Here is a 12573-nt window from a genome sequence, read left to right on the forward strand (position 1 = left end):
TAGGCTGGCCCCGGGCAGGCCGTCAACGAAGTCGGCGCACCACCAGTACCCGCACGACCTCGCGAAAACCCTCCCGCCTGGCCCTGCCGGTATCTGCACCCAGATGAATCGAGGAGCCACCGATGTCGGAGACCCGTGCCGACGCCCGTACCCCGCTGGACCGCACCCCGCAGTGGGCCGCCCTCGGCAAGCACCGCGCCGAGCTGGGCGAGACGCACCTGCGCGAGCTGTTCGCCGCCGACCCGGAGCGGGGCCGCCGCTACACCCTCCAGGTCGGCGACCTGCACGTGGACTACGCCAAGCAGCTGGTCACGGACGAGACGCTGGCCCTGCTGCGCGAGCTCGCCGAGGCGACCGGCGTCGCCCGGCTGCGGGACGCGATGTTCCGCGGTGAGAAGATCAACAACACCGAGCACCGCGCCGTCCTGCACACCGCGCTGCGTGCCCCGCGCGGCGCCGTGGTCGAGGTCGACGGCGAGAACGTGGTGCCGGCCGTGCACGCCGTGCTCGACAGGATGGCGGCCTTCGCCGAGCAGATCCGCGGCGGCGCCTGGCGCGGCCACACCGGCAAGCGGATCCGGACGGTCGTCAACATCGGCATCGGCGGCTCCGACCTCGGCCCCGCCATGGCCTACGAGGTGCTGCGCTCCTACGCCGCCCGCGACCTCGACGTCCGCTTCGTCTCCAACGTGGACGGCGCCGACCTGCACGAGGCCGTCCGTGACCTCGACCCGGCCGAGACGCTCTTCATCGTCGCCTCCAAGACCTTCACCACCATCGAGACCATCACCAACGCGGTCTCGGCCCGCACCTGGCTGCTCACCGGCCTGGGCGCGGGCACCGAGGCGGTGGCGAAGCACTTCGTCGCCCTCTCCACCAACGCCGAGGGCGTCGCGGACTTCGGTATCGACACCGCCAACATGTTCGAGTTCTGGGACTGGGTCGGCGGCCGCTACTCCTTCGACTCGGCGATCGGCCTCTCGCTGATGATCGCCATCGGCCCGGACGCCTTCCGCGAGATGCTGGACGGCTTCCACCTGGTTGACGAGCACTTCCGCACGGCCCCCGCCGAGGAGAACGTGCCGCTGCTGCTCGGCCTGCTGGGCGTCTGGTACGGGGCCTTCTTCGACGCCCAGGCGCACGCCGTGCTGCCCTACTCGCACTACCTGTCGAAGTTCACCGCCTACCTGCAGCAGCTGGACATGGAGTCCAACGGCAAGTCGGTGGACCGCGACGGCAACCCGGTGAGCTGGCAGACCGGCCCGGTGGTCTGGGGCACGCCCGGCACCAACGGCCAGCACGCCTACTACCAGCTGCTGCACCAGGGCACCAAGGTCATCCCGGCCGACTTCATCGGCTTCGCCCAGCCGGTCGCCGACCTGCCGGCCGGCCTGGTCGCCCAGCACGATCTGCTGCTCGCCAACTTCTTCGCCCAGACCCAGGCGCTGGCCTTCGGCAAGACGCCGCAGGAGGTCGCGGCCGAGGGCGTGCCGGCCGAGCTCGTGCCGCACAAGACCTTCAAGGGCAACCACCCGACCACCACCGTCCTGGCCGCCGAGCTGACCCCGTCGGTGCTCGGCCAGCTGGTCGCGCTGTACGAGCACAAGGTGTTCGTCCAGGGCGCGATCTGGAACATCGACTCCTTCGACCAGTGGGGCGTCGAACTCGGCAAGGTGCTCGCCAAGCGGATCGAGCCGGTGCTGCTGACCGGTGAGGGCGTCGACGCGCTGGACAGCTCCACGGCGGAGCTGGTCGCGCGCTACCGCTCGCTGCGCGGCCGCTGACCGAGGGGTGCCGCCCGCCCGCCGAGTCCGGCCGGCGGGCGGCACCGGTCGGCGTCTCCGGGGCGGTCCCGGGGCGGTCCGGGACGGCCCGATGCCGCCAAGGAAACACCGAAGGCCCCTTGCTTTCGCAAGGGGCCTTCCGGCTGTCTGTGCGCCGCCAGGGACTCGAACCCCGGACCCGCTGATTAAGAGTCAGCTGCTCTAACCAACTGAGCTAGCGGCGCCTGCTGACAGAGAAGACTTTAGCAGCGGCGCGCGGCCCGGCCAAAATCGAATACCCGGTCCGGCGTGCGGCCGGGCTCAGCCGGCGGGCAGGGCCGCCGACCCGGCCCGGTCGGCGGGCTCGCGGGCCGCCCGGACGCAGGCCCAGAGCACCACCGAGGCACCCGGCAGCCACGGCTCCCGGCTCTCCGGGGCGACGATCCACCGCCCGGCGCCCAGGCCGGGGGAGTCAGGGCTGTGCACCATCCGCTGCACCGGCGGAACGGTCACCGCGTCGCCGCGACCGTGGCAGAGCAGCGGCGGGACGTCCCGGGCCCACTCCTCCCAGGCGAGCAGTCGCCGCAGCCGGGCCGCCGCCCCGGGCCGGACGAAGAGCAGGGTGCGTCCCCGGTACGCGGCGACCGGGCCGCAGCCCGGTCCGGAGGTCCACAGCTCGTCCAGGACCCGGCGGCCGAACAGGGCCGGCATGCTGATCACGTCGAAGGCGCGCCCGCAGGGCAGCACCGAGGGCGCCCACGGGCGCGATTCCCAGAGCGCGCGCATGCTGCGCGGGTACTCGCTGGCGGAGGCCAGCCAGGCCTCACCGGCCACGGTGACGTACTCCACCGACTGATACGTCCAGATGTCCACAGACAGCAGGGTGGAGTGTCCGTCGGGTGTCCGGGAGGGAAAGCGCGGTTTGCCGGACAGCGCGACGGGCACCGGCGTACCCTGCCGCGCCGCATATGCCACTGGCGAGATCTCCGGGCCGTTCCGCCGCCCCCGCCCGGCCGCCGGTGCCCGTACCGCGGCCGCGCCGGTCTCCGGAAGCGTCGCCCGGGCCGGGCGACGACCTCAGGGGCCGGAACGGCTAGCCGTCGTGACGCCGGGGCTGCAGCAGGCCGCGGCCGTACTCGATCATCTTGGTCGCGTAGTCCGGCGTCCAGTCCGCCCGGTCGGCGATCTCGGTGTCGGAGAGCGCGTCGAAGCGGCGGGTGTCCGCGAGCTGCGCGGCGGCGACGGCCTGGAAGTCGGTCGCCCGCTCGGCGGCCGCGCGGAAGGCCAGGGCCAGCTCGGTGGACCGGCGCAGCAGCTCCGCCGGGTCCTCGATCGATTCGAGGTCGAAGAACCGCTCCGGCTCCGGCTCGGCGAGATGCGGCTCGAACAGCAGCTGCACCGGGCGCCGGCGTCGGGCGGGCGCTTCACCGGCGCCTGCGCCCGGACCGGCCGGCACGGTCGAACCGCTCGGGTCGGACGCCTGGGCGTGGGAGTCGGGCATGGACGGACACCTCCGGGTGCTCGGTGGGGGCGGACGACGGCAGCCGGGGACGACGCCGCCCGGTCCTGGCCGCCGTCCATTGTCTCGCGTCGGCAGCCGGTAACGGAACGGTGCGAGTCCGGGCACTATTCCCTCCCGGCGCGCCGGGGGCGTGCACCCGTTGCCGCCCGCCCCCGGCCGGCCGGGCGCCCGCCGGGCCGCGGGCGGCCCCGCTCAGCGCGCCAGCCGCACCCGGTGCCCGGCGAGGTGCTGCAGCACCTGGTGGTTGGCCTCCCAGCCGTCGGGGAACGTGACCGAGACGCCGAGCTGGACCGGCTCGGTGGCCGGGTGCTCGTCCAGCAGTTCGGCGATGCCGGCCCGGGCGACCACGATGCACGCGTGCCGGTGCCGCGAGGCGAGCACACAGAGCCGTCCCGTCTCCAGGTGGAAGGCGGTCGCGTCCGGCCGGCCGGAGAGCGGGTGCAGCACCACCGTGACGTCGTACTCGCGCCCCTGCAGCCGGTTGGCGGTGTCCACCGTGACGGCCGGCCCGACGGCCGGGTCGACCGGGACACCGGCCGTGACCAACGCCGCCCGGACGGCCGCCGCCTGGTCCCGGTGGGCCGTGCCGACCGCGATCCGGCTGGGGGCGAGCGGGACGGAGCCCTGCTCGGAGTGGGCCGTCAGACCGCGCTCCAGCAGTCGGCGGACGGTGGCCGCCACGGCGGACACCGCCTGCGGATCGGTCCGGACGGTGTGCCGGGCGGGCAGCTCCAGCAGCGCCCAGCCGTGCTCGGCCGCCCGGTCGATCGCCGCGTCCAACGCGCCGCCGTCCGGCCGCACCGAGGCGGTGAGCCGCCGCTCGCCGGGCCCGGTGCCGGACCGGAACGGGGTGTACGGGTAGAACGCGTCGGAGATCAGCGGTGCCGCGCTGGCCGGCAGCCGCCAGGAGACCGGCAGCCGGTGCGGCTCGATCTGCGGGTTGTGCGCGAGCAGGGTGACCACCGCGCTGCTCGACGGGTCGTACGACAAGCCCGCCCACTGCTCGGTGCCGACCACCGTGAACGGGTCCAGCTGGCCCGGGTCCCCGACGAACAGGGCCCGCTCGAACAGCCGGGCCACCGCGAGCAGGGCGTCCGAGCGCATCTGGTAGGCCTCGTCGACGATCGCGTGCCGCCAGGGTGCCTCGGTCCTCACCCACTGCCACTTGGCGGCGGTGGAGATCACCACGTCGAGCTCGGCGAGGTCGGCGACCTTGTCGGAGGGGGTGACATGGGGGTGCCTCAGCACCTCGGGCCCCGGCCGGGAGTCCGCCGCGTGCAGCCGGCCGATCGTCAGCTCGGGTGCCTTCTGGGCCAGCCGGTCGACCAGGTCGTCCACCTGGCCGTTGGTCTGGGCGACGATCATGATGCGCTCGCCGGCCTCGACCAGCTCCCGGGCGGCGCGCACCACCAGGGTGGACTTGCCGGCACCGGGCGGGGAGTCCACCACCACGCCGCGCGGGGCGCCGGTGGCCGGGTGGACGGTGGCCTCCAGGATCCTGGCCACCGCCGCGTCGGCGGCCGCGCCGGGGGCCTGCTCACTGCTCATCTGCCGGATCACTCCCATTCCTCGGTGTCGGTGGCCGCGGGGGCGGTGGCCGTGGCCACCGGCAGGAGACCGGGCGCGGCGGCACCGGGCGGGCCGCCGTGCGTCCACGGGGTGTCGTCCGGTTCGGGCAGCGGCGCGGACTGGCGGACGGTCAGTTCGAACAGGGTGAAGGTGATCCGCTCGCCGGGCTCGGGCAGGCTGCCCGGCTCGGGCTCCTTCTTGCGCCCCATGCCGGACAGCACCCGCAACGTGATGGTGCCCGCCGCCGGGTCGACCGCGGCGATCACCGCCTTCTGCGCGCTCGGTCCGGTGCCGGACTCCGACGAGGAGGACTCCCGGACCCGGTGCGCCTCCCGGCCGAGGTCCGCGTGCGGACGGTCGGCCGTGCGGACGGTGATCAGCGGACGCGGCTTCGGCGAGCGCCCCGAGGTGTCGTAGTCCGGCACCACCTCGGTCACCACACCCGCGAACGCCTCGCCGGCCAGCCGGTGCTCGGCCATCGCCAGCGGGTCGTCCAGCGCCTCCTGGACGTCCAGCCGGGCCTGCTCGCGCTCGCGCTGCGCCAGCTTCCGGGCGGCCGTCACGGCGTCGTCCTGCCGGGGCTGCGGCGGCTCGCCGGCCGCCAACCGGTCGCGGTGACCGGTGTAGGACCAGCGGTCACCCGTCCAGCGCTCCGCCAGGTGCCCGGCGGGCGGCAGGCCGCGGAGCAGGTCCAGCCCGTGCCACACGTCGTGCCAGGTGGGCAGCAGCACCCCGGACAGCACCGTGCGCAGCTGCTCGGCCGCCGCCCGGACGGCGGCCCGGGCCCGCTCCGCCTCGGTGCTCCCCGGCTCCCGGACGGCGTGCGGCAGGGCGGCCGCGGCGGCGTCGTAGCGGGCGATCGCCGGGCCGAGCACCAGCTCGTCGAAGCGCGGGTCGGTGGCCGGACCGGCCGGCGGGTGCAGCAGCTGGCCGGCCGCGTCCCGGGCGGACTCGGCCAGCTCGGCCGCCTCGGCCCCGGTCAGGCCGGGCGGCGGCGTGTGCCAGGCCAGCCGGGCGGCGAGGTGCTGGTCCTCCAGGTGGCTCTGGCCGGTCGCCCAGTGCCGGGAGAGCAGGCCGGTCATCGCCAGCAGCAGGCTGGAGCCGGGCACCTGGGCCCGGTCGGTGAGGTGGGTCAGCCAGCGGCCGAGCAGCGGCACTCGGGCCGGCGCCGGGTACGGGCCCGGCTCGTCGTCCTCGACGGTGCGACGGAAGCGGGTGGAGCGGCCGAGCAGGGCGAGGTGGTGCACACCCGCGCTGTTGGGCACGACCAGTTGCGGCGCGTCGGCGCACAGCTCGCGGAGGACCTGCGTCTTCTCGCCCGTCTCCGGATCCTTCTCGGACCCCTCGATCCGCTCCACCTCGGCGGCGAAGGACTCCAGGTAGGGCAGCAGGTCGGCCGCCAGCTCGGCCAGGAAGTCGAACCGCTGGGTGCGGTTGAGCGGCTGCGGGACGATGTGCAGCCGGGGGGCGGAGCGGTCGGTGCCCAGCAGCACGGCCAGCGGCGCGCCCGCCTCGCCGGCGGCGGTCAGCGGGACGACCACCATGGGGCGGTCGGAGAGGTGCCGGTGGCGGACGGTGGCCAGCGGCTCGGCCCGGCCGCTGCGGACGGCCTCCAACCGGGCGAGGGTGCCGAGCAGGCTCATCGGGCCGCTCCCGGTCCGGCCGCCCGGTCCGCCGTCGCCGGGCCCGCCGGACCCGCCGCCGCCGTGAGCGGCCGCCCCAACGCCTCGGCGCGCAGCGCGGCGGCGTAGGCCAGCCGGGCGGCGGCCTCGTCGGCGGCGAGCGTGGCTTCGGCGGGGGTGTCGTGCTCCGGGGCGGTGCCCGCGGCTGCGGCCAGGGCCTCGGTGACGGTCCGGATGCTGCCCAACTCGCCGCGCACGCCCCGGCCGAGCTGTTCGACCCGGTCCCCGCAGCGGGCCCGGGCCCGGCAGTGGAAGCCCAGTTCGCAGGTGGAGAGGCAGTCCGGGCTGTACGCGGCGGGGACCGCCTCGACCGACTCGGCCAGCTGTTCGGCCGAGCGGGCGGGAACGCCGGCCCCGTCCGAGGCGAGGTCGAAGCCGGCGCCCGCCGGCAGCGCGTCCAGCAGCCGGCCGATGCCGGTCATCCGGCTGAGCTGGCGGCGGGTGGTGGCCAGCTCGCGGCGGATGTCCACGGTCACGGCGGTGGGCCGGTTGCCGAAGTCCTTCGGGCAGACCAGCAGCACGCTCAGCCGGGGGCTGCCCGGCAGCCGCTGCTCGACGTACGGGTTCCGGTCCGCCTCCAGGCCGGCCAGCGCGGCGGCCGTCTCCTGGAGCGCCAGCACGTAGACGGCGGCCTGGCGGGCGGCGGCACCGACCTTGGCCGGGTCCGCGCTGCCGTCCAGCACGGGGAAGGACTTGATCTCGATCACGGTGCACCGCCCGCCGTGCACCACGACGGCGTCCGGCTCCAGGTACGCGGTGCCGCCGGCCACGGTGAGCCGCAGCAGCGGATGGTCGAGCAGCGTCCAGGTCCGCGGGTCGGCGGCGGCCTCGGCCAGGGCGGCGGCCGTCCGCTCGGCCCGGACCGCCGGGCCGGAGCGGCGCAGCAGATCGGGCACGCTGAGCGGGGCGTCGCCGTCGGTCGGCAGGCCGAGGTGGCGGCGCAGCGGCTCCAGCAGCGCCGCGTAGTCGTCCTCCTTCAACCGCGATTCGAAGATCACACCGCGGGCGAGGGCGAACGGGGACTGCCCGAACGGCGCGGGGCGGCCGAGCCGGGCGGCCAGCGCGGACTTGTCGACCCCGGCGGCGTCGAGCACCGCGCGGCGGTGACAGCCCGGATTGGCGGCGAGCGCGGCGAGCGCGCGGGCGTTCAGGCTGCGCTGCGGGGCCGGACCGCGCAGCTCGGCGAGCCGCTGGGCGAGCGGCTCAAAGTGCCCGTGGGACGGGACGTTCGTCGAGACGTTCATGGTGCGGCCCAGTGTCGCACCCGGGTCCGACATTCCGGTCCGGCCCGGCGATCCGCGGCCATCGCGGCGATTCCGGGCGCTTTCCGGCGCGGGCCCGGGCGCTGCGCGGGCCCCGGTCCGGCGGGTGCCGGACGGGCCCGGCGGGCGGCCGTGCCGGACACGCCGTGGGCGTCCGCCCCGGTCCCGTCGTGGCCGCCCGGCCCGCGATCGTGGGCGGGCGGCGAGTGAGGGATCATGGAGTGCCGGTGCTCAATGGCGAGACCGACCGTTGCCACCGCCCCGCTGCGAGGAGCCACCCATGCCCGCCCGAATCGTCCTCGTCCGCCACGGTGAGACCGCGTGGTCGGCCACCGGCCGCCACACCGGCCGGACCGACATTCCGTTGACCGAGGAGGGCCGCGCGATGGCCCGGGCGCTCGGCGTCCGCCTCGCCAAGGCCCCCTGGAACGGCCTGCCGGACGCCCTCGTCTACACCAGCCCGCTCGACCGCGCCAAGGAGACCTGCGCCCTGGCGGGCTTCGGCGACCGGGCGGTGGAGCGGCCGGAGCTGCTGGAGTGGGACTACGGCCAGTACGAGGGCCGGACCGGTCCGGACATCCGGGCCACCGACCGGCCCGGCTGGCTGATCTGGCGGGACGGCGTGCCCGGCGGCGAGAAGCTGGCCGATGTCGCCGCCCGGGTGGACGCCTTCCTGGCCGACCTCAACGACGAGCACGGCGTACCGCACCCGGACACCACGGTCATGCACTGCGCCGACCGCGACGTGGTGCTCTTCGCCCACGGACACCTGCTGCGCATCCTGACCGCCCGCTGGCTCGGGCTGCCCCCCGAGTACGCCCAGCGGTTCAAGCTCGGAACGGCCGCGCTCTGCGTGCTCTCCTGGGAGTACGGCGCGCCGGCGGTCGAGGTCTGGAACGACCTCGGCCACCTGGAGGGCCTGAAGCACTGACCGGCCCGCCGCGCCGGGCTCCGACGGTCTGTCAGGGCCCGGCCCGGTGCGGGTGACCGGTCGCCGGCGGGGCGCGCGGTCGCGGCGCGTGTCGCCGGGCCGGTCAGGCCGCCGCCGCGAGGTCGTAGGCCGTCAGGAACCGGCCGACCTCCGGGACGGCGCGGTGCGGGCGCAGCCGTTCGGCGGTGTCCGCCAGCATGCTGCGGATCCGCGCCGAACGGACCTCGCCGAACAGGGCGACGGCGGCCGTGCCGTGGTCGGCGGCGCCGGCCACGTCCCCCCGGCCGAGGCGGTCGTGGGCCAGCTCGGCGGTGTAGAGCACGCGGTTGCGCACGAAGTGCGGCTCCTGGAGCGCTATCGCCAGCCCGGCCTGCTCGCTGGCGCGGTCCCAGTCCCCGAGCGCGGACCAGCACTGGGACCGCAGCCCGGCGATCTCCGCCTCGCCGAAGAAGGACATCCACTCGGGGTCGGCCTCGGAGGGACCGCGGTCGAACAGGACGGCGGCGCGGCCGAGGGCCCGTTCGCAGGCGGCGCGGTCCTGGAGGAGGGCCCAGCCGCCGGCCTCGCGCATGGCCAGCAGCGAGAGCAGCCGGTCGGAGTCCAGGTGCCGGGCGGCGGCCTGCCCGGCCTGGGCGGCGCGGAGCGCCTCGCGAGGGCGGCCGGCGTCCCGGGCCAGGAAGGCGCTGTTGCAGAACACATGCGCCTCCAGGGCGGAGTCGCCCGCCATCCGGGCCGTGGCGAGCGCCTCGGCGTAGAGCGACCGGGCGTCCGCCAGCCGGTTCGAGTCGTGCGCCAGCCAGCCCACCGAGATGGCGAGTTCGCCGGCGCCGGCCTGGAGCCTTCGCTCCGTCTCGGCGCTGTACTCGCCCTCGTTGAGCAGGACGTAGGCGGTGCGCAACGACTGCCCGGCCAGCTCGTACAGGGCGTCGGCCCCGTACACGTCGTCGGCCAGCCGGATGTCCCGGACGGCCTGCTCGACGCCGAGTACCTCGGCCGTGCCGATCCGGCGGAGTGGCGGGACCGGGCCGGGCCGGCCGGGTACGAAGGCGGACCCCGGGTCGAACGGGTCCGCGGCAGGGCCGGACCGGCCCGCGCCGGGGCCGGGGCCGGGGCCGGACTGGGCCGGGATGAGTCGGGCGGGCCGCTCGGCCCCGGGCGCGCCCGGGGCGGGGTGCCCGGTGGCGGCGGCCGGCCGGTCGATGCCGATCACGGTGGCCAGCGCGGCCGGGCCGCCGGCCAGGAACGTACGGCGACGCACGTCGTCGTTCTCCTCGTCGAAGTGGTGCGATCCGTCGGGCCCCCGGAGTGACGCCGCAGACCTCGGTGACGCAGGTCCGTCCGGTGGGGGTGGTTCCGCGTACGGCGAGGCAGCGTACGGGAGTTGGATGGAATGCGGCGAGCGCGGGGCGGGCAGGGGCGGGAACTGCGGGTGGAGTCGGGGTGGTGCGGTGCCCGTACCGCCGTCCGCTGAGCGGCGGCGGACGGCGGTACGGGGGGCGAAGCCGAGGTCGGCCAGTGAGCGGTCCGGCCACATGTGCCGGAAGACCCGCTCGTAGGCGTAGTTGGGGCAGCGGATCTCGCCCGCCTCGACCCGCCCGACATAGCGGGCGTCGCAGGAGACGTGCTCACCGATCTCGCGGGCCGCCCGTCGTACGGTCATCGCGAACTCGCCCGGCGAACGGTCGCCGCGCAGTGCGCGCATCACGGTGTTGGGTGACGGGCGGTTCGGCTCGGCCGGTGGGGTGGCTGCCATGGTGCGCTCCGTGGTCGTGCGGGGTGCTGTGCCGGGTGGGGCGGTTCCGGTGGGTGTCGGTCCTGCGGTCGGTGGGCTCCGGCCGGTCGGTGCGGTGGCTCCGGTCGGCGGTTCGGGCCTGCTCGGTCGGGGGTGGACTCTGCTCGGCCGCGGGTGGGCCCGGTGGGGCTGGATGGGCCCCGGATTCGCGACCGACAGTACCCGGAGTTACCGGTCGGCCACAGCCTGTTTGTGGATGATGTGCTGCCAATTGCGGTCAAAACGGGCGCTGTTGCCTGGATCTGCCATGAAATGCCATGCCTTGCTGTAAGGCGCCCCGTGGCCTCGACCGGACCCTCGGCGTTGTCCTGATACGTGGAAGCCCCGGTCGTCGCCCAGGCCCACCGCCCGCAGGGGCGGCCCCCACCCCGGAGCGGCGGCACCCTTCCGATCGGACGAGGCGACAGGAGAGCCCGTGATGGCCACCGGAGTACCGCAGTACCGCCGCCTGGTCGCCGGAGGGGTGCTCGCGGGCGCCGCCCCCGCCCTGCTGCCCGAACCGGCCGACGACCGCGGTCCGGGGCGCGGGCCCCTGGAAGGCGGCCGGGTCCCGTGCGGCGGCGGCAGCGGTCCGGTCCGCCGGCTCGCGGCGGACGGCGGCGTGGTCGTCACCGGCTGCGACACCGTCACCGTGGCCCTGCGGCACGGCCTGGAGGCGGTCGACATCCTGCGGCTGCGCCGGGCCTGCGGCGTGGTGCTGCAGAGCCGCAACGGCAGCACGGTCTCGTTCTTCGTCCCGGCCGGCACCTCGGAGACGTGGCACCTGCCCGGCAGCTCGTGTACCGCGGGCGCCCTGCTCCTGCCCGCCACCGATCCGCGCTGGGTGATGCCGCCGGCCGGCGCGGACTTCGCCGTCCGCCCCACCGATGCCTGGGTGCTGCGGTCGGCCCTCTGCGAGGCCGCGTGCACCCTGACCGCCGGCGGTCTCGGCCCGTTCTGAGGCTCGGTGCCGCGGTTGCCGCCGCGGTCGCTGTCACGGGTTCGTTCCGTGGTCCGGGCCGGTCGCCCGGCCCGCTCGGGCCCACCACCTGGCTCCGCCCCCTCCTCCGTTCCCCTTCCGGCCACCCCGCCGAGCTGCGGAGACCTTCGCGGTGGCGGCGATAATGGCCGGTATGGGACGAAGCAGCAGGGCCGGTCGCGGCGCGGACAAGGGCCGTACGACGGCGGAGCCGCAGCCGGCGGTCACCGGTTCCGGCGGCCGCACACACGCCCAGGGGCCGCTCACCCGCCCCGTCGACTCCGGGCTGGCCGAACTCCGCCCCGATCGTGACCGCCCGGCCGCCTGGTCGCTGCTGATCGACGGCGCGCCGCAGTCCATGGTCGACCTCGCCGACCCGACCCACCTGGGCTTCGAGTACCAGCGTCGGCTGGGCCACCTGATCGACCTGGTCGCCCCGCCAGGCCGGCCGTTGACCGTCCTGCACCTCGGCGGCGGCGCCCTCACCCTGGCCCGTTACGTCGCGGCCACCCGCCCGCGCTCCCGCCAGCAGGTCGCCGAGATCGACACCGCGCTCACCGAACTCGTCCGTGCCGAACTGCCGCTGGAGCGCGGCTGGCAGATCAAGGTGCGGGGTGCGGACGCCCGCGGCGTCCTGGAACGGACCCCCGAAGGCACCGTCGACCTGGTGATCGCCGACGTCTTCTCCGGCGCCCGCGTCCCGGCCCACTGCACGACCGTCGAGTTCACCGCGCTGGCGGCCCGCGCGCTCGCTCCCGGCGGTTGGTACGCGGTCAACATCGCCGACGGCTCGGCGCTGCCCTTCGCCCGTTCGCAGATCGCCACCCTCGGCGCGGTCTTCCCCGAGCTCTGTCTGGTGGCCGATCCGGCGGTGCTGCGCGGCAAGCGCTTCGGGAACCTGATCCTGGCCGCCGCGCACACCCCGCTACCGATCGCCGAACTGAGCCGCAAGGTGGCCTCGGACGCCGCCCTGGGCCGGGTCGAACACGGCCGCACCCTGGCCGACTTCGCCGCCGGCGCGGCCCCCGCCACCGACCTCACCGCGGCTCCCTCCCCGGCCCCGCCGCCGGAGGTCTTCCGGTAGCCGACCACCC

Annotated in this window: 10 protein-coding genes and 1 tRNA gene; 4 read left to right on the forward strand and 7 right to left on the reverse strand. The window is 75.7% G+C overall.

Features of this window, described 5'->3' with window-relative positions; genetic code table 11:
• Window positions 1-122: 122 nt before the first annotated feature.
• A complete protein-coding gene (gene pgi, locus ACFXHB_RS18610) occupies window positions 123-1784 on the forward strand; it encodes a glucose-6-phosphate isomerase (protein ID WP_380575456.1) in 1662 nt (553 codons plus the stop codon).
• Window positions 1785-1934: 150 nt separating this feature from the next.
• On the opposite strand, the gene ACFXHB_RS18615 is transcribed toward pgi, so the two are convergent.
• The 6 genes from ACFXHB_RS18615 to ACFXHB_RS18640 all read right to left on the reverse strand — a co-directional run bounded on the left by ACFXHB_RS18615 (window position 1935) and on the right by ACFXHB_RS18640 (window position 7780).
• A tRNA-Lys gene (locus tag ACFXHB_RS18615) sits at window positions 1935-2008 on the reverse strand.
• 76 nt (window positions 2009-2084) lie between these two features.
• A complete protein-coding gene (locus ACFXHB_RS18620) occupies window positions 2085-2696 on the reverse strand; it encodes a bifunctional DNA primase/polymerase (protein WP_380575500.1) in 612 nt (203 codons plus the stop codon).
• Between the two features lie 160 nt (window positions 2697-2856).
• A complete protein-coding gene (locus ACFXHB_RS18625; protein WP_380575458.1) occupies window positions 2857-3264 on the reverse strand; it encodes a hypothetical protein in 408 nt (135 codons plus the stop codon).
• 213 nt (window positions 3265-3477) lie between these two features.
• A complete protein-coding gene (locus ACFXHB_RS18630; RefSeq protein WP_380575459.1) occupies window positions 3478-4833 on the reverse strand; it encodes an AAA domain-containing protein in 1356 nt (451 codons plus the stop codon).
• Window positions 4834-4841: 8 nt separating this feature from the next.
• Window positions 4842-6497 (reverse strand): hypothetical protein, encoded by a 1656-nt coding sequence (locus ACFXHB_RS18635; RefSeq protein WP_380575460.1) that lies wholly within the window; start codon window positions 6495-6497, stop codon window positions 4842-4844.
• Window positions 6494-7780, reverse strand: a complete 1287-nt coding sequence (locus ACFXHB_RS18640) for a hypothetical protein (protein WP_380575461.1) — start codon at window positions 7778-7780, stop codon at window positions 6494-6496. The genes ACFXHB_RS18635 and ACFXHB_RS18640 overlap by 4 nt, the downstream gene beginning before the upstream one ends.
• Window positions 7781-8078: 298 nt before the next feature.
• Here ACFXHB_RS18640 and ACFXHB_RS18645 point away from each other — a divergent pair, with 298 nt between their 5' ends.
• Window positions 8079-8729, forward strand: coding sequence for a histidine phosphatase family protein (locus ACFXHB_RS18645; RefSeq protein ID WP_380575463.1), 651 nt, complete (start codon window positions 8079-8081; stop codon window positions 8727-8729).
• 103 nt (window positions 8730-8832) lie between these two features.
• On the opposite strand, the gene ACFXHB_RS18650 is transcribed toward ACFXHB_RS18645, so the two are convergent.
• Window positions 8833-10482, reverse strand: a complete 1650-nt coding sequence (locus ACFXHB_RS18650) for a tetratricopeptide repeat protein (protein ID WP_380575464.1) — start codon at window positions 10480-10482, stop codon at window positions 8833-8835.
• Window positions 10483-10939: 457 nt separating this feature from the next.
• Between ACFXHB_RS18650 and ACFXHB_RS18655 the strand changes: the two genes are divergently transcribed.
• A complete protein-coding gene (locus tag ACFXHB_RS18655; protein WP_380575465.1) occupies window positions 10940-11461 on the forward strand; it encodes a hypothetical protein in 522 nt (173 codons plus the stop codon).
• Window positions 11462-11624: 163 nt separating this feature from the next.
• Window positions 11625-12563 (forward strand): spermidine synthase, encoded by a 939-nt coding sequence (locus tag ACFXHB_RS18660; RefSeq protein WP_380575502.1) that lies wholly within the window; start codon window positions 11625-11627, stop codon window positions 12561-12563.
• Window positions 12564-12573: the final 10 nt, after the last annotated feature.

Origin of the sequence: Kitasatospora sp. NPDC059327, from assembly GCF_042752535.1 — a bacterium.
GTDB lineage: Bacteria > Actinomycetota > Actinomycetes > Streptomycetales > Streptomycetaceae > Kitasatospora.

Excerpts from the sequence above, each read along its gene's own strand:
- pgi (WP_380575456.1), top strand. The coding sequence starts at position 123 with ATGTCGGAGACCCGTGCCGACGCCCGTACCCCGCTGGACCGCACCCCG.
- ACFXHB_RS18625 (WP_380575458.1), bottom strand. The coding sequence starts at position 3,264 with ATGCCCGACTCCCACGCCCAGGCGTCCGACCCGAGCGGTTCGACCGTG.
- ACFXHB_RS18630 (WP_380575459.1), bottom strand. The coding sequence starts at position 4,833 with ATGAGCAGTGAGCAGGCCCCCGGCGCGGCCGCCGACGCGGCGGTGGCC.
- ACFXHB_RS18635 (WP_380575460.1), bottom strand. The coding sequence starts at position 6,497 with ATGAGCCTGCTCGGCACCCTCGCCCGGTTGGAGGCCGTCCGCAGCGGC.
- ACFXHB_RS18640 (WP_380575461.1), bottom strand. The coding sequence starts at position 7,780 with ATGAACGTCTCGACGAACGTCCCGTCCCACGGGCACTTTGAGCCGCTC.
- ACFXHB_RS18645 (WP_380575463.1), top strand. The coding sequence starts at position 8,079 with ATGCCCGCCCGAATCGTCCTCGTCCGCCACGGTGAGACCGCGTGGTCG.
- ACFXHB_RS18650 (WP_380575464.1), bottom strand. The coding sequence starts at position 10,482 with ATGGCAGCCACCCCACCGGCCGAGCCGAACCGCCCGTCACCCAACACC.
- ACFXHB_RS18655 (WP_380575465.1), top strand. The coding sequence starts at position 10,940 with ATGGCCACCGGAGTACCGCAGTACCGCCGCCTGGTCGCCGGAGGGGTG.
- ACFXHB_RS18660 (WP_380575502.1), top strand. The coding sequence starts at position 11,625 with ATGGCCGGTATGGGACGAAGCAGCAGGGCCGGTCGCGGCGCGGACAAG.